Annotated in this window: 15 protein-coding genes; 7 read left to right on the top strand and 8 right to left on the bottom strand. The window is 59.8% G+C overall.

From position 1 onward, the window contains the following. The first annotated feature begins 101 nt into the window (after window positions 1–101). The 6 genes from pqqA (at window position 102) to KO536_RS21065 (ending at window position 5,273) form a co-directional block, all read left to right on the top strand. On the top strand, window positions 102–176 hold the full coding sequence (gene pqqA, locus KO536_RS21090; protein ID WP_003444522.1) for a pyrroloquinoline quinone precursor peptide PqqA: 75 nt from the start codon (window positions 102–104) through the stop codon (window positions 174–176). Between the two features lie 96 nt (window positions 177–272). Next, entirely contained in the window at window positions 273–1,184 is a 912-nt protein-coding gene (gene pqqB, locus KO536_RS21085; RefSeq protein ID WP_133075287.1) for a pyrroloquinoline quinone biosynthesis protein PqqB, read from the top strand. Between the two features lie 128 nt (window positions 1,185–1,312). Then, window positions 1,313–2,065: a pyrroloquinoline-quinone synthase PqqC gene (gene pqqC / locus KO536_RS21080; RefSeq protein ID WP_133075286.1), complete on the top strand. Its 753-nt coding sequence runs from the start codon at window positions 1,313–1,315 to the stop codon at window positions 2,063–2,065. Then, window positions 2,062–2,337 (top strand): pyrroloquinoline quinone biosynthesis peptide chaperone PqqD, encoded by a 276-nt coding sequence (pqqD, locus tag KO536_RS21075; protein WP_133075285.1) that lies wholly within the window; start codon window positions 2,062–2,064, stop codon window positions 2,335–2,337. Before pqqC ends, pqqD begins: the two co-directional genes overlap by 4 nt. A gap of 7 nt (window positions 2,338–2,344) precedes the next feature. Beyond that, complete coding sequence (pqqE, locus tag KO536_RS21070; RefSeq protein WP_219262890.1) at window positions 2,345–3,481, top strand: pyrroloquinoline quinone biosynthesis protein PqqE; 1,137 nt, start codon at window positions 2,345–2,347, stop codon at window positions 3,479–3,481. Then, window positions 3,447–5,273, top strand: a complete 1,827-nt coding sequence (locus KO536_RS21065) for a S9 family peptidase (protein ID WP_219262864.1) — start codon at window positions 3,447–3,449, stop codon at window positions 5,271–5,273. Before pqqE ends, KO536_RS21065 begins: the two co-directional genes overlap by 35 nt. A gap of 105 nt (window positions 5,274–5,378) precedes the next feature. On the opposite strand, the gene KO536_RS21060 is transcribed toward KO536_RS21065, so the two are convergent. Further along, on the bottom strand, window positions 5,379–5,537 hold the full coding sequence (locus KO536_RS21060) for a YqaE/Pmp3 family membrane protein (RefSeq protein WP_004419451.1): 159 nt from the start codon (window positions 5,535–5,537) through the stop codon (window positions 5,379–5,381). A gap of 185 nt (window positions 5,538–5,722) precedes the next feature. Next, a complete protein-coding gene (locus KO536_RS21055; protein WP_219262863.1) occupies window positions 5,723–7,006 on the bottom strand; it encodes an aspartate aminotransferase family protein in 1,284 nt (427 codons plus the stop codon). 217 nt (window positions 7,007–7,223) lie between these two features. On the opposite strand from KO536_RS21055, the gene KO536_RS21050 reads away from it, so the two are divergent. Continuing rightward, entirely contained in the window at window positions 7,224–8,123 is a 900-nt protein-coding gene (locus KO536_RS21050) for a LysR substrate-binding domain-containing protein (RefSeq protein WP_133075281.1), read from the top strand. A 269-nt stretch (window positions 8,124–8,392) separates the two neighbouring features. On the opposite strand, the gene KO536_RS21045 is transcribed toward KO536_RS21050, so the two are convergent. From KO536_RS21045 to bioF, 6 genes are all read right to left on the bottom strand, one after another. After that, window positions 8,393–10,171: an acyl-CoA dehydrogenase C-terminal domain-containing protein gene (locus KO536_RS21045; RefSeq protein WP_219262862.1), complete on the bottom strand. Its 1,779-nt coding sequence runs from the start codon at window positions 10,169–10,171 to the stop codon at window positions 8,393–8,395. A gap of 271 nt (window positions 10,172–10,442) precedes the next feature. Continuing rightward, entirely contained in the window at window positions 10,443–12,248 is a 1,806-nt protein-coding gene (locus tag KO536_RS21040) for a phenylacyl-CoA dehydrogenase (protein ID WP_219262861.1), read from the bottom strand. Window positions 12,249–12,423: 175 nt separating this feature from the next. After that, complete coding sequence (gene bioD, locus KO536_RS21035; protein WP_133075277.1) at window positions 12,424–13,104, bottom strand: dethiobiotin synthase; 681 nt, start codon at window positions 13,102–13,104, stop codon at window positions 12,424–12,426. Then, a complete protein-coding gene (gene bioC, locus KO536_RS21030; protein WP_133075276.1) occupies window positions 13,101–13,913 on the bottom strand; it encodes a malonyl-ACP O-methyltransferase BioC in 813 nt (270 codons plus the stop codon). The genes bioD and bioC overlap by 4 nt, the downstream gene beginning before the upstream one ends. After that, window positions 13,906–14,637, bottom strand: a complete 732-nt coding sequence (locus tag KO536_RS21025) for an alpha/beta fold hydrolase (RefSeq protein WP_133075275.1) — start codon at window positions 14,635–14,637, stop codon at window positions 13,906–13,908. The genes bioC and KO536_RS21025 overlap by 8 nt, the downstream gene beginning before the upstream one ends. Then, complete coding sequence (bioF, locus tag KO536_RS21020; protein WP_219262860.1) at window positions 14,630–15,802, bottom strand: 8-amino-7-oxononanoate synthase; 1,173 nt, start codon at window positions 15,800–15,802, stop codon at window positions 14,630–14,632. Before bioF ends, KO536_RS21025 begins: the two co-directional genes overlap by 8 nt. Window positions 15,803–15,849: the final 47 nt, after the last annotated feature.

The raw sequence follows: 15,849 nt of genomic DNA, 5'->3' as shown, positions 1-15,849 counted from the left end.
TCAAATTTAGTAACATGGTCACCTAAGCGTTTGAACAACTCCCTCGGGAGCTGGACTAATCAAGAGACACCCATTCACCCACTCACTGAAGGAGTCACCTCATGGCTTGGACTAAACCTGCTTACACCGATCTGCGCATTGGCTTTGAAGTCACCATGTACTTCGCAAGCCGTTGATCTGCCCGGCCTCTTGAGTAAAAGAGCCCAGCAGAGCAGCCCAACGCCTCGGTTCGCCGGGGCGTTTTTATTTTCAGCATCGCAAGAGAACACGCCATGTTCGTCCAGATTCTAGGCTCCGCCGCTGGCGGTGGATTCCCGCAGTGGAACTGCAACTGCGTCAACTGCGCGGGTTTTCGTGATGGCACCCTGCGTGCCACCGCCCGCACTCAGTCCTCCATTGCGATTTCCGATGACGGTGTGAACTGGGTACTGTGCAACACCTCGCCCGATATTCGTGCGCAACTGCAAAGCTTCGCCCCGATGCAGCCGGGCCGCGCCCTGCGTGATACCGGGATCAGCGCGATCATCCTGATGGACAGCCAGATCGATCACACCACCGGCCTGCTCAGCCTGCGCGAAGGTTGCCCCCATGATGTGTGGTGCACCGACATGGTCCACGAAGACCTGAGCACAGGCTTCCCGCTGTTCACCATGCTCAAGCACTGGAACGGTGGCCTGAACTGGAACCGTATCGAGCTTGAAGGCTCGTTCACCATCCCGGCCTGCCCCAACCTGCGTTTCAGCCCGCTGCCGTTGCGCAGTGCGGCGCCGCCGTATTCGCCGCACCGTTTCGACCCGCACCCGGGCGACAACATTGGCCTGATCGTCGAAGACCTGCGCACCGGCGGCAAACTGTTCTACGCCCCGGGGCTGGGCAAAGTCGATGCACCGTTGCTGGACATCATGGCGGGCAGCGATTGCCTGCTGGTGGACGGCACGATGTGGGACGACGACGAGATGCAGCGTCGTGGCGTCGGCACCCGCACCGGCCGCGAGATGGGCCACCTGGCGCAAAATGGCCCCGGCGGCATGCTCGAAGTGCTTGAGCAACTGCCCGGGCAGCGCAAAGTCCTTATCCACATCAACAACACCAATCCGATCCTCGACGAAGACTCCGCCGAGCGTGCCGAACTGGCCCGCCGGGGTGTTGAAGTCGCCTTTGATGGCATGAGTATCGAGTTGTAAAAGCTGAACCTTGTAGTCGCTGCCGAAGGCTGCGAAGGGTTGCGCAGCAACCCGTTTTCTCGAAGACCCTGCGGTCCATATCGCAGCCTGCGGCAGCGACTACATAGAATACTTTCCGGAGGCACCAGATGACCCAAGCCCCACTCTCCACCGCCGAATTCGAGGCCGCGCTGCGTGCCAAAGGCGCTTATTACCACATCTACCACCCCTATCAGGTGGCGATGTACGAAGGCCGCGCGACCCGCGAGCAGATTCAGGGCTGGGTCGCCAACCGCTTCTACTATCAGGTCAATATTCCGCTCAAGGACGCCGCCATTCTGGCCAACTGCCCGGACCGCGAAGTGCGCCGCGAGTGGATTCAGCGCCTGCTCGATCACGACGGAGCCCCCGGCGAAGACGGCGGCATCGAGGCCTGGCTGCGTTTGGGCCAGGCCGTCGGCCTGGACCCGGACCAACTGCGATCCCAGGAACTGGTACTGCCCGGCGTGCGCTTCGCGGTGGACGCCTACGTCAACTTCGCCCGCCGCGCCAGTTGGGAGGAAGCCGCCAGCAGCTCGCTGACCGAGATGTTCGCGCCGCAGATCCATCAGTCGCGCCTGGACAGTTGGCCCCAGCACTATCCGTGGATCGACCCGGCCGGCTACGAGTACTTCCGCACCCGCCTGGGCCAGGCTCGGCGCGACGTGGAGCACGGGCTGGCGATTACCCTGCAGCACTACACCACCTACGAAGGCCAGCAGCGCATGCTGGAAATTCTGCAGTTCAAACTCGACATTCTTTGGAGCATGCTCGATGCCATGACCATGGCCTACGAGCTTGACCGCCCGCCGTACCACAGCGTGACCCGCGAACGTGTCTGGCATAAAGGAATCACCCTATGAGCTTTGATCGCAGCAAAGTCCCGACCTGGCGCACCGGCTACCGTTTTCAGTACGAACCGGCGCAAAAAGGCCACGTGCTGCTGTACCCCGAAGGCATGATCAAACTCAATGACAGTGCCGCACTGATTGGCGGCCTGATCGACGGCCAGCGCGATGTCGCGGCCATCATTGGCGAACTGGACAAACAGTTCCCCGGCGTACCCGAGCTCGGTGCAGACATCGAGCAATTTATGGAGGTCGCTCGTGCAGAGCACTGGATCGAACTCGCCTGACAGCCCGATGGCGTTGCCACCCAAGCCCGAAGTGGGCTTGCCGCTGTGGTTGCTGGCCGAACTGACCTATCGCTGCCCGCTGCAATGCCCGTACTGCTCCAACCCGCTGGACTTTGCCCAGCAAGGCAAAGAGCTGAGCACCGAGCAGTGGATCAAGGTTTTTCGTGAGGCACGGGAGATGGGGGCTGCCCAACTGGGCTTCTCCGGGGGCGAGCCACTGGTACGTCAGGACCTGGCCGAGCTGATCGGCGAAGCCCGCAAGCTGGGCTTTTACACCAACCTGATCACCTCGGGCATTGGCTTGACCGAGCAAAAGATCAGCGACTTCAAAAAAGCCGGGCTGGACCACATCCAGATCAGCTTCCAGGCCAGTGACGAGCAAGTGAACAACCTGCTGGCCGGCTCGAAAAAAGCCTTCGCGCAAAAGCTCGAAATGGCCCGCGCCGTGAAGGCACACGGCTATCCGATGGTGCTGAACTTCGTCACCCATCGGCACAATATCGACAAAATCGACCGCATCATCGAGCTGTGCATCGCCCTTGAGGCCGACTTTGTTGAGCTTGCCACCTGTCAGTTTTACGGCTGGGCCCAGCTCAACCGCGTCGGCTTGCTGCCGACCAAAGAGCAGCTTGTCCGTGCTGAGCGCATCACCAATGAATACCGGGCCAAACTTGAAGCCCAGGGCCACCCCTGCAAGCTGATTTTCGTCACCCCGGATTATTACGAAGAACGCCCAAAAGCCTGCATGAACGGCTGGGGCAGCATCTTTTTGACCGTAACGCCTGACGGTACGGCCCTGCCGTGTCATGGTGCACGGCAAATGCCGATCGAATTTCCCAATGTGCGCGACCACACCATGCAGCACATCTGGTACGACTCGTTTGGCTTCAACCGTTTTCGCGGTTATGACTGGATGCCCGAGCCTTGCCGCTCGTGCGACGAGAAAGAAAAGGACTTCGGCGGCTGCCGTTGCCAGGCCTTTATGCTCACCGGGGACGCCAGCAACGCCGACCCGGTCTGCAGTAAATCGCCCCAACACGACCTGATTCTCAAGGCGCGCGAAGAAGCAGAGCACGCCACCCAGACCATTGAACAATTGGCCTTCCGAAATGAACGAAACTCACGTCTCATCGCTAAAGGCTGAACCGTTCAGCGCCGCGCTCGCTGTGGCCGCCGGGGTCGATTTCGCAGAATTGCGCGTCGGCCTACAGGGCCTGTTCTGGAACGAATACCGACCACAGGATGCTGCCTGTCGCATCTGGCACTGGCGCGACGGCGAGGCCCGCTGCCTGACGCCCGACGGTTTCAGCGTACGCAGCCGGGTCTACGAGTACGGCGGCGGCGCGTTTTGCCTGAGTGATGACGCCGTGGTGTTCGTCAACGAGGCCGACCAGCAGCTGTACCGGCAAGCTCTGGACGGCACTGCCCCGCAGCCCCTGACCCAGGGCGCCTGCCGTTATGGCGACGTGCAGTTTGCTGCGGACCAGGTGCTGGCTGTCGAAGAACACCTCGATCAACATCGACTGGTCAGCATCGACCTGAGCACCCTGGAGCGCCAGGTTCTGGCCGAAGGGGCCGACTTCTACGCAGCGCCCACACCGAGCCCCGACGGCCAGCGCCTGGCCTGGATCGAATGGAGTCGTCCCCATCAGCCGTGGACCTCGACCCGCTTGATGCTGGCTGAAGGCCAAACCGCTGGGCGCTGGAACCCCGCGCATTGCCTGGCGGGCGATCTCGCAGAAGAATCGCTGCAACAACCGCGCTTCGACGAACACAATCGCCTGCATTGCCTGACCGACCGCGCGGGGTTCTGGCAGCCGTGGGCCGAGTCGGGTGAGGGCCTGATGCCTGCACCCAGCGCCCACGCCGATCATGCCCCTGCACCTTGGCAATTGGGCGCCAGCACCTGGCTGCCGATGGGCGAGCAGGCCTACCTCGCCAGTTGGACCGAGGCTGGTTTCGGGCATTTGGGCATCCGCACGGCTGACGGCACCATTGACGACTTCACCGGCGAATACAGTCGCTTTCGCAGCCTGGCACTGAATGATGAGTTCATCTATTGCATTGCCGCGTCGCCTGTCTACCCATCGGCAGTGGTGCGCATCAGTCGCACCGACCACCGCGTCGACGTGCTGGCCGGTGGCGTTGCGCCGCTGCCTCCCGAGCACATCAGCCGTCCGCAGACCCTGTGCTATCCCTCAGGCGGGGGCCAGGCACACGGTTTTTTCTACCCCTCGATGCAGGGCGAAATCAAACCGCCCGTGGTGGTGTTTATCCACGGCGGCCCGACGTCTGCCTGCTACCCGATGCTCGACCCGCGTATCCAATACTGGACCCAGCGCGGCTTTGCCGTGGCCGACCTCAACTATCGCGGCAGCAGCGGCTATGGCCGTGCCTATCGGCAATCCCTGCATCTGAAATGGGGAGAGGTGGATGTGGAAGACGCCTGCGCGGTGGTCAGCTATCTCGCCGACCAAGGACTGATTGACCCCGGCAAGGCATTTATTCGCGGTGGCAGTGCAGGTGGTTACACCACGCTGTGCGCGTTGGCGTTCAACAACGTATTTCGGGCAGGTGCCAGCCTGTATGGCGTCAGCGACCCGATTGCCCTGGCCCGTGCCACACACAAGTTTGAAGGTGATTACCTGGACTGGCTGATCGGCGATCCGGAGCGCGATGCCCAGCGCTACGCGGCTCGCACCCCACTGTTACACGCCAGCCAGATCAGGGTGCCGGTGATTTTCTTCCAGGGTGAACTGGACGCTGTCGTGGTGCCGCAACAAACCCGGGACATGCTCCTGGCCTTGCAAGCCAACGGCATCCCGGCCAAGGCCCATTACTACCCCGACGAGCGCCACGGTTTTCGCAAGGCCAGCAACCAGGCCCACGCACTGGAACAGGAATGGTTGTTTTACAGCCAATTATTGACGCACTGATCCCGTGGGAGCGGGCTGCTCGCGATAGCATCAACTCAACCTGCCTGATAGACCGAGTTGCCTGAATCGCGAGCAAGCCCGCTCCCACCCGAATCAGTTGCCGCACTAGCGCTTGGCGATAATCCACACCGCGTGCACGATCCCCGGAATGTAACCGCACAACGTCAGCAGAATATTCAGCCAAAATGCCCCTGCAAAACCCACTTGCATAAATACGCCCAACGGCGGAAGCAGGATGGCGAAGATGATTTTGATAAGGTCCATATTCACAGCTCCCAATGATTGGCGGGCTCAATCAAGCCCTACCGACAATCGACTGCGAGCTCAGGCCAAAGGTTCAGTCAGCACTTATCCACAGACAAAAAAAACGCCCCGTGCCGAAGAAATCAGGCACAGGGCGACGCGTTATACCGCGAGACGGTTCTTTAAATTCTGTGTGGCAGATGCAGTCAGACCGCAACACCGCGACGGCACTGCAACTGAGCCGTGCGAACACGGGCAAAGGCCCGGGCCAGACGCAGCAGCATTTCATCTATATTGCCCTTGCTGACGCACAGTGCCGGGGTAAACCGCAGGCAATCAGGTTGCGGCGCGCTGATCAGCAGCCCCTCGTACAGCGCCGCCTTGACCACCGCCTGGGCCGAGTCGTCCGATAAGGTCAGCCCCCACAGCAGACCCTGCCCACGCAATTCACCCTGTGCATAACTATTGGCCAAACGGCCCAGGCCTTCGCGCAAGTGCTGCCCCGCGTCACGGACCTGCTGCAAAAAGCCCTTCTCCAGCATCGTGTCGAGCACTGCCAAGCCTGCTGCGGTCATCAAGGCATTGCCATGATGGGTGCCGCCCAGTTCGCCTGGCGCCAGGCAGCATGCCTTGCCGCGAGCCAGCAGCGCAGCCAGTGGCACTCCCCCGCCCAGGCCCTTGCCCAGGGTGATGATGTCGGCGCGAATGCCGTAATTCTGCTCCGCCAGCAACGTGCCGCAACGGCCCATACCGGTCTGGACTTCATCCAGAATCAGCAAAATCCCCAACTCGCGGCACAAACGCTCCACACCCTTGAGGTAATGCTCGGTTGCCGGGATCACGCCGGCTTCGCTTTGCACCGGTTCCAGCATGATTGCCACGGTCTGTGCATCGACGGCCGCATGCAACGCGGGCAAGTCGTTGAACGGCACATTGATAAAACCCGGCAGTTGCGGCTCGAAACGGTTATCCACCGTCGCGCTGCCCGAGGCCGACATCGCACCAAAACTGCGACCATGACAACTGCGGCTGGCCGTGATAATCCGGTGTGCGCCCCCGCGATGCAGTTGCCCCCATTTGCGCGCCAGCTTGATTGCGCCCTCGTTGGCCTCAGCCCCGGTATTGAGCAAATGCACTTGATCGCTGCCAGTGCTTTCACACAAACGATGCGCCAAATCCAGCATCCCCCGGTTTAAAAAACCCGCACCTGGGTTCATCAAGGATTGCGCTTGGTCAGCCATCGCCTTGACCAGCACCGCCGGGCTATGGCCCAGGCTATTGGCCGCCCCGCCCTGGGTGAAATCCAGGTACGCACGGCTGTCGCTGTCCCACATCCACGAACCTTGTCCGCGCACAAACACATGGGCTTCGCGCTCAACGCAAGGCATAAGGTACTCACGGGAAGGGTGGTTGCCAGATATCGAGGGTGTCGAATGCGCAGCCATCTCTTCAAGACTGGGGGAATGACGACGCAGGTTAAACAGGTTCATGCACGCGGACCTTGTGACCATAAACAGATTCGATTTGCAACCTGCGGCTGTTCATATAGAAGGTAAACCTCTCGATGGGTTTATTGCCCTGCCTATGTAAAACGCCGCTGCACATCAGCCTCTCTGGCTCGATGAGCCTTGTGGAATGGGCGTAGACTAGGCGCCTCAAGGCCAATGGGCCATTTCGTTTTTTAAGCATTTTCGATAAGTATTACTTATGGATTTCAAGCAACTGCGTTATTTCGTCGCGGTCTATGAAGAAGGCCATGTGGGCCGTGCTGCCGAGCGTCTTTCTATCTCGCAGCCAGCCCTTTCGCAGCAGATCCGCCAGCTCGAACACAACCTCGATGTCAGCCTTTTTGAGCGCAGCAGCAAACGCCTGCTGCCCACGCTTGCAGCGCACACGTTGTACAACCACGCCTTGCCACTGCTCGATGGTTTGCAGCGGGCCAAGGAGGCCTTGCACCATTTCCAGGGCCAGGCCCTGCGCACGATTGCCATCGGCGTGTTGCAAACCGTGCACACCAGCCTCGTCCCGCACATGCTGGAGCGTGTGCGCCAGGCCCAACCCCATTTGGTGGTACAGATTTACGAGTTGACCGGCATCGAGATCGAACGGCGCCTGCTCAATGGCTCACTCGATATTGGTATCAGCTACCTGCCGCCACGCCAGCCAGGCCTGCACGGCATGATGCTGTACGAAGACGAGCTTCAATTGGTCATCCCGGCTGATCATCCGCTGCGTGAATTCAAGAAGGTTTCACTGAGCCAGGCCGCAGAGCTGCCGATGCTGTTGCTGGGGGAAGAGTTTCAGGTGCGCCAGATCTGGCAAACCCAGCTCGCCAACCTCGGCCGTCGACCGCAGGTCCAGGCCGAGTTGAATACCATGGCCGGGATCCTCGACAGCCTGCCCCACAGCAAACTGGCCACCGTATTGCCGGGGCGCTCGCGCCATCAACATGACGACCAGACATTGCTGTGGAAACCCCTGAGTGAGCCTCGCGTACCGCTGAAGGTCGGGCTGGTGTGCCGTGATGTGCAGCGTCAGCAAGCCACATTGGGGCTATTACGCACGCTGCTTGAGGATGTGATGCAGAGCAATGAACAAACGTTGTAGCCGCGTAGCAGCTGCTACGGAGGGATCTAACGTCAAAGTAAAAATTCTGACGCACAAAAAAGAAAACCCCGCCGAGGCGGGGTTTTACAGACTGTTTCCCTGACATCCTTTTCACTCCGCCATCCTGGCAGAATCCTACGTGTCCCTGTTGTTGCTTTGAGCTTCCTGCTCTACGTCCATGGAAAGTAGATTACCTCTGGATCCAATCTGGCGATATGGGAGATTGTCAGCATGCAATGTAAGCAAATGCTTACAAATTAATAAACCCTTTAAAAATGTGCCTCGTCCAGCAGATAAAGGGAATCGCTGCCCGCCTTCACCGACGCGCTCAATGAATGGATCCGCGGCAGCAAACGTGCGAAGTAGAAGCGTGCAGTGCCCAGTTTGCTGGCATAAAAGGCTTCATCGGCCTCTTTGCCCAACGCGGCCCTGGCCATCAACGCCCACATGTACGCATACGTCGTGTAACCAAAAACTTGAAGGTACTCGACCGATGCGGCTCCGATCTCGTTCGGGTTGTTTTGCGAGCGGTCCAGCACCCAGGCTGTCAACTGATCAAGTGTGTCCAAAGCCGACGCCAATGGCTGGGTGAACTCATTCAGATCGCTGTTGGCCGAGGCGATGAACTGACGAATCTCGTCAGCGAACTGGCGATAGTAAACACCCTGGTTACCCACGATCTTGCGCCCCACCAGATCCAGCGCCTGGATACCATTGGTGCCTTCGTAGATCTGGGTAATACGCACATCACGCACCAGTTGCTCCTGGCCCCACTCACGAATGTAGCCATGACCGCCGAACACTTGCTGACCGTGCACCGTGGTTTCAAGCCCAAGATCCGTCAGGAAGGCTTTGGCCACAGGCGTCAGCAAGGCAACCAGGCCATCAGCCCGCTCACGCGCCGATGGGTCTTCGCTGAACTTGGCAATGTCCAACTGATTGGCAACATACGTCGAAAAGGCTCGACCCCCTTCGTTCGAAGCCTTCATGGTCAGCAGCATGCGGCGCACGTCCGCGTGCACGATGATCGGATCCGCCACTTTGCCCGGGGCTTGAGCGCCGGTTGCAGCACGCCCTTGAAGGCGGTCGCGGGCATATTCAACCGCGTTCTGGTATGAGCGCTCGCCGCAGGCAAGACCCTGAATGCCAACCCCCAGGCGTTCATAATTCATCATGGTGAACATCGCAGCCAGGCCACGGTTGGGCTCGCCCACCAGGTAGCCGACGGCTTCATCGAAGTTCATCACGCAGGTGGCAGACGCCTGAATGCCCATTTTGTGTTCAATCGAGCCGCAGGTAACCGGGTTGCGATCACCCAGGCTGCCATCGGCGTTGACCATGAACTTCGGCACCAGGAACAGCGAAATGCCTTTGGGCCCGGCAGGCGCATCCGGCAATTTGGCCAGCACCAGGTGGATGATGTTTTCCGTCAGGTCGTGTTCGCCGCCAGTGATGAAGATTTTGGTGCCACTGACTTTATAAGAGCCATCCACTTGAGGTTCGGCTTTGGTGCGAATGATCCCCAGATCCGTCCCGGCATGGGGTTCGGTCAAGCACATGGAACCGGCCCACACGCCCGAATACATATTGGGCAGATAGGTGGCTTTCAGTTCTTCGCTGGCGTGGGCGTTGATCGACACACAGGCGCCGGCGGTCAACATCGGATACAGGCCGAAGGACAGGCCGGAGGAGTTGATCATTTCTTCGACCTGGGCCGACACCGCCTTGGGCATCCCCATGCCGCCGAACTGTGGATCACCGCCTACGCCGACCCAGCCGCCTTCGGCGTAGGTGCGATAGGCATCGACGAAACCTGCGGGGGTGGTCACCGCACCGTTGTCCCAGTGACAACCTTCTTCATCACCGCTTCGGCTCAGCGGCGCGATGCTTTTAGCGGTGACCTTGCCCGCCTCTTCAAGAATGGCTTCTACCGTTTCAGCATCCACGGTGTCTGCCAACGCAGGTAATTGCGCCCAAAGTGTAGCGACCTCGAACACTTCATTGAGGACGAAGCGCATATCGCGCAGGGGCGCTTTGTAGTCAGCCATGGCAAACCTCGTAATCTGTAAACGGCGATTAATGTAGGACCCAGTCTAGCTTAACGACAACGGCGATACATAGGGTCATGCTGTGACCGAAAACATACATACGGTCATATATTTTTTGTGGGAGCGGGCTTGCTCGCGATTCAGGCGGCGCGGTGTTTCAGGAAGACCGTGGTGATGCCATCGCGAGCAAGCCCGCTCCCACATGTGCCCACCCAAAAAAAAGCCGCCTCCCCAAAAGGAGAAGCGGCTTTGCAAGATGACCCGCCAGGACTTAGTAGCCCAGGTCGAAGTCTTCTTCTTTCATGTCCATCAGGTTGGCAGCGCCCGACAGCATGGTGGCAACGTGTGCGCGTGTGCGCGGCAGGATGCGCTGGAAGTAGAAGCGCGCAGTTTGCAGCTTGGCTTTGTAGAACGCTTCTTCGGACGTGCCGGCCGCCAGCTTTTCAGCCGCCAGACGGGCCATGTCAGCCCAGAAGTACGCCAGGCATGCATAACCGGAATACATCAGGTAATCGACCGAAGCCGCACCCACTTCTTCACGGTCCTTCATGGCTGCCATACCGACCTTCATGGTCAGCTCGCCCCATTCCTTGTTCAGTGCAGCCAGTGGCGTGACGAATTCATTCAGCGCTTCATTGCCTTCGTTGCTCTGGCAAAACTTGTGGACGGTTTTGGTGAAACCCTTGAGGGCTTCGCCTTGGGTCATCAACACTTTACGGCCCAGCAGGTCGAGTGCCTGGATACCGGTGGTGCCTTCGTACAGCATCGAAATGCGGCTGTCGCGAACGTTCTGCTCCATGCCCCACTCAGCGATAAAGCCGTGGCCGCCGTAGATTTGAACGCCGTGGTTGGCGGACTCAAAACCTACTTCAGTCATGAACGCTTTGGCGATCGGAGTCATGAAGGCCAGCAGTGCGTCGGCTTTCTTTTTCTCTTCTTCATCAACGCCGTATTTCACGATGTCGACTTGCTTTGCGGTGAAGTAAACCATCGCACGGTTGCCTTCGGCGAATGCCTTCATGGTCAACAGCATGCGACGTACGTCCGGGTGAACGATGATCGGGTCAGCCGCCTTTTCAGGGGCTTTTGGTCCGGTCAGCGAACGCATTTGCAGACGGTCACGGGCGTATTTCAGGCCGCCCTGGAAACCGATTTCGGCGTGGGACAAGCCCTGCAAAGCGGTGCCCAGACGTGCGGTGTTCATAAAGGTGAACATGCAGTTCAGGCCTTTGTTCGGCGGGCCGATCAGGAAACCTGTCGCGCCGTCGAAGTTCATCACGCAGGTCGCGTTACCGTGGATGCCCATTTTGTGCTCAAGCGAACCACAGGACACGGCGTTGCGCTCACCCAGGCTGCCATCGGCGTTGGCGTTGAACTTGGGAACGATGAACAGCGAAATGCCTTTGGTGCCAGCCGGTGCATCCGGCAGGCGGGCCAGAACGATATGGACGATGTTGTCGGCCATGTCGTGCTCGCCAGCCGAGATGAAGATCTTGGTGCCCGAAATCTTGTATGAACCGTCAGCCTGAGGTTCGGCCTTGGTGCGCAACAGGCCCAGGTCAGTACCGCAATGGGATTCGGTCAGGCACATGGTGCCGGTCCACTCGCCAGTCACCAGCTTGCTCAGGTAAGTGGCTTGCTGCTCGGGAGTACCGTGCTCGGAGATGGTGTTCATCGCACCGTGGGACAGGCCCGGGTACATGCCCCACGACCAGTTGGCAGCGCCAACCATTTCACTGACTGCCAGACCCAGCGACTCCGGCAGGCCCTGGCCGCCGTGTTCTACGTCATGGGCCAGGCTCGGCCAGCCGCCTTCAACGAATTGTTTGTAGGCTTCTTTAAAACCGGTAGGGGTTTTAACGCCGGATTCACTCCAGGTGCAGCCTTCGATGTCACCCACGCGGTTCAGAGGTGCCAGCACCTGCTCACAAAACTTGGCGCCTTCTTCAAGAATGGCGTCAACCATATCTGGAGTAGCGTCCTGGCAAGCCGGCAGGCTCTGATAATGCGCTTCGTAACCGAGCAGTTCGTCACGAACGAAGCGAATATCACGCAAGGGGGCCTTGTAGTCAGGCATAGCGATAAACCTCTGCTGATGAATCCGGGGATGAACGACCGCGTGGATTTGTTATGGCGGTCAAACAGGTGTTTGAAACATACGTTTACGCCTATTTATTGTCAAGCAGCGCGAAGCCGCCGTTCGTCTTAGGTCGGCTCGTAGGCAAAGGAGGATTGATTTGTGGGAACTGCTGTCAGTCCAGCAGATCCAGTTGCAGATATTCAGCCACGGACTGCGCCGATGCCGATTTCAGCTTTGGCACACGACCCAGGCAGGGTGCGGGCAAACGCTCGGCCAACGTGGCGAGGTTCTCTTCCAGGCGTGAAGTTTTCGGACCAATGATATTGGCCACCCAGCCAGCCAGTTGCAGGCCATCCCGTGCAATCGCTTCGGCGGTCAGTAACGCATGGCTGATACACCCCAAACGCACGCCCACCACCAAAATCACCGGGAGATCCAGCGCTTGAGCCAAATCCGACAAGCTGTCTTGCCCTGAAAGCGGCACGCGCCAGCCACCCGCGCCTTCGATCAGGGTGAAATCTGCCTGCCTGGCCAAAATGTGCTGCATGGGTTCCAGCAGCGAACGAACCGTCAACACCACCCCGGCTTCGCGCGCAGCGATATGCGGAGCGATAGCCGGTTCGAAGGCTATCGGATTGACCTCGTCATAACTGAGCTTGATCGAGCTTTCGGCCATCAGCGCCAGCGCGTCTGCATTGCGCAGGCCCTGTGGCGTGATTTCACACCCGGACGCCACCGGCTTGCCCGCCGCAGTGCTCAGCCCTGAGATGCGGGCGGCATACAGAAGACCTGCCGCCACCGTGGTTTTACCCACATCGGTATCAGTACCGGTAATGAAGTACGCAGGGCTCATCGCGCTTTCTCCAAAATGCCGTAGACCACTTGATACGTCGCCGGCAACCCGAGCGGCTGACGAAATTTCTCATAGGCGCCAACCATCCCCTGAAGCCGCGCCCGGCCACTCAATCCTTCAGGACGACCGGGGTTCAGATTGTGCGCACCCAGCGCTTTAAGTTCATGGGTTAACTGGCGAACCTGAGCGTAGTGCAGCACATGGGGCTGTTTGTGCAAGCCGAGCACCTGCATTCCACTGTTGGCACACAACTGCTCATAGGTCTGGAACTCACGGAAACGATTGACGTGAACCTGACCGTCGACCGCTCGCCAACTGTCGCGCAACTCACTCAAGGTGCCCGCACACAAACTGGCAAACGCCAGCACCCCGCCAGGCTTGAGTACACGGTGGGCCTCGTTCAGTACCGCCCTGAAGTCCGCACACCATTGCAGCGCGAGGCTGGAGAAAATCACATCGCAACTATTGGATTGCAGCGGCAGGCTTTCGGCATCGCCAGCAATGAAGTGTTGCGCACCTCCCAGTGGGCGGGCGTACGCCAGCATGCCCTGGGCAATGTCTACCGCCAGCCCCTGGCTATCGACAAAACGCTGACCCAACACGCGACTGAAATAGCCCGTGCCACTGCCCAGGTCCAGCCAGCGTTGCGGACTGAGACCGGCCGGCAGCCGGGCGATCAATTCATGGCCAACGGCCCGTTGCAGCTCGGCGACACTGTCGTAACTGGCAGCCGCACGGGAAAACGAGACCGCTACCTGACGCTTGTCCGGCAAACTGGCCGCAAGCATCGCAATACTTAAATCATTCATCGCCCGACTCGTGTAAAAACGCCTGGATTGCCGCCGCCAATTCGTGGGGAGCCTCCAGTAAAAAAGCATGACAGGCCTGTTCAATCAGACCCACTTCGACATCGGGTAATAACGCCAGCACATCGGTCGCTGCCTGCACCGGCACCAGCGCATCAAGCCCGGCAAACAGATGCAGTTGCGGCCCGCTAAAACGTTGCAAGGCATCACGGGCATCCAGCTTGCCCAACAGTTCAAGACCGGCCAGCAGGGTATCGGGTTGAGCGTGGGGCGCTGCGCCCAACAGCAGCCCGGCCAGTGCCCGAGACTCAGGCGAGCCTTGGCTGCACAACAGGCAAAAGCGTTTGAGGGTGGTGTTGGGTGCATCGCGAAAACCGCTGAGGAACGGTTCGAACGTCGACACGGGCATGGCGCTCGGCCAGTCCTCGCGACTGACAAAACTCGGGTTGCTGGCCAATGTCACCAGGCCACAGCAACGGTCGCCCCGGCGTGCCGCCAACTCACTGGCGAGCATCCCGCCCAGTGACCAGCCGCCCAGCCATACGTTGTCGGGCAGGGTCGAATCGAGCTCGTCGAGCCAGTCTTCAAGATCGACAGACAGCAGCACCGGCAGCGGTTCGATCTCAACCCGCAAGTGCTCGTCCAGAGCGCGCAATGCCTGGGCCAGAGGCTCCAGGGGTGACACCCCCAGGCCCCAGCCCGGCAACAAAACCAAACGATCACGCATGATCTGGCTCCAACGTCTGCCAACAGTCTTCGAGTGCACTTAACAATAGCTGCACCTGTGCCTCTGTGTGAGCGGCCGACAAGGTCACGCGCAAGCGTGCACTGCCTGCAGGCACGGTTGGCGGACGAATGGCCGTCACCAGCAAACCGCGCTCGCGCAGCCTCTGCGACAGGCGAATGGCCCGGCCACTGTCGCCCACCATGATCGGCTGGATCGGGGTAAAGCTGTCCATCAACTGCAAGCCGATTTGCTCGGCGCCACGACGAAACTGGCCTATCAAGGTGTTCAGGTGCTCACGTCGCCAATGCTCGGTGCGCAGCAGTTCAAGGCTTTTCAACGTTGCGCAGGCCAGGGCAGGGGGCTGGCTGGTGGTGTAGATGTAAGGCCGGGCGAACTGGATCAAGCTTTCGATCAGCTCTTCGCTGCCCGCGACAAATGCACCGCTGGTGCCAAATGCCTTGCCGAGCGTCCCGACCAGCACCGGCACATCGTCCGCACTCAAGCCGAAGTGCTCGACAATCCCGCCGCCATTGGCACCCAAGGGGCCAAAGCCGTGGGCATCGTCCACCATCAACCAGGCGCCTTTGGCCCTGGCTTCACGGGCCAGCGCAGGCAAGTCGGCCAGATCGCCGTCCATGCTGAATACGCCATCCGTCACCACCAGCGTATTGCCGCAGGCTTTCTCAAGGCGCTTGGTCAGGCTGACCGCGTCGTTATGCAAATAGCGATTGAAGCGCGCGCCGCTCAGCAAACCGGCATCCAGTAACGAGGCATGGTTCAGACGGTCTTCCAGCACCGTATCGCCCTGGCCCACCAGCGCCGTGACGGCGCCCATATTGGCCATATAGCCGTTGCTGAACAGCAGTGCCCGCTCACGGCCGGTGAACTCGGCGAGGGCTTCTTCCAGTGCGTGATGCGGGGTGCTGTGGCCGATGACCAGATGGGACGCCCCTCCCCCCACCCCCCAGCGTGAAGCACCGGCCTGCCAGGCTTCGATGACCTGCGGATGATTGGCCAGCCCCAGATAGTCGTTGTTGCAGAAGGCGAGCAAAGGCTGCCCGTCGACCACCACTTGCGGCCCTTGAGGGCTTTCCAGCAGCGGTCGATGACGGTACAGATTGTCGGCACGGCGAACGGCCAGGCGGGCGTTTAGATCAAATGGCATGCTGACTGTAATCCCTTGTAGCCGCTGCCGCACGCTGCGATGGGCAG

It is taken from the genome of Pseudomonas sp. NKUCC02_KPG, assembly GCF_019345465.1.
Classification (GTDB): domain Bacteria; phylum Pseudomonadota; class Gammaproteobacteria; order Pseudomonadales; family Pseudomonadaceae; genus Aquipseudomonas.
Note: the sequence above shows the minus strand (reverse complement) of the source record. Positions and strands in the feature narration are given on the sequence as shown.

Coding starts and splice junctions, on each gene's coding strand:
- pqqB (WP_133075287.1), top strand. CDS start 273: ATGTTCGTCCAGATTCTAGGCTCCGCCGCTGGCGGTGGATTCCCGCAG.
- KO536_RS21055 (WP_219262863.1), bottom strand. CDS start 7,006: ATGAACCTGTTTAACCTGCGTCGTCATTCCCCCAGTCTTGAAGAGATG.
- pqqE (WP_219262890.1), top strand. CDS start 2,345: ATGGCGTTGCCACCCAAGCCCGAAGTGGGCTTGCCGCTGTGGTTGCTG.
- bioD (WP_133075277.1), bottom strand. CDS start 13,104: ATGAGCCCTGCGTACTTCATTACCGGTACTGATACCGATGTGGGTAAA.
- pqqC (WP_133075286.1), top strand. CDS start 1,313: ATGACCCAAGCCCCACTCTCCACCGCCGAATTCGAGGCCGCGCTGCGT.
- KO536_RS21045 (WP_219262862.1), bottom strand. CDS start 10,171: ATGGCTGACTACAAAGCGCCCCTGCGCGATATGCGCTTCGTCCTCAAT.
- KO536_RS21050 (WP_133075281.1), top strand. CDS start 7,224: ATGGATTTCAAGCAACTGCGTTATTTCGTCGCGGTCTATGAAGAAGGC.
- KO536_RS21040 (WP_219262861.1), bottom strand. CDS start 12,248: ATGCCTGACTACAAGGCCCCCTTGCGTGATATTCGCTTCGTTCGTGAC.
- KO536_RS21065 (WP_219262864.1), top strand. CDS start 3,447: ATGAACGAAACTCACGTCTCATCGCTAAAGGCTGAACCGTTCAGCGCC.
- KO536_RS21025 (WP_133075275.1), bottom strand. CDS start 14,637: ATGCGTGATCGTTTGGTTTTGTTGCCGGGCTGGGGCCTGGGGGTGTCA.
- pqqD (WP_133075285.1), top strand. CDS start 2,062: ATGAGCTTTGATCGCAGCAAAGTCCCGACCTGGCGCACCGGCTACCGT.
- bioF (WP_219262860.1), bottom strand. CDS start 15,802: ATGCCATTTGATCTAAACGCCCGCCTGGCCGTTCGCCGTGCCGACAAT.
- KO536_RS21060 (WP_004419451.1), bottom strand. CDS start 5,537: ATGGACCTTATCAAAATCATCTTCGCCATCCTGCTTCCGCCGTTGGGC.
- bioC (WP_133075276.1), bottom strand. CDS start 13,913: ATGAATGATTTAAGTATTGCGATGCTTGCGGCCAGTTTGCCGGACAAG.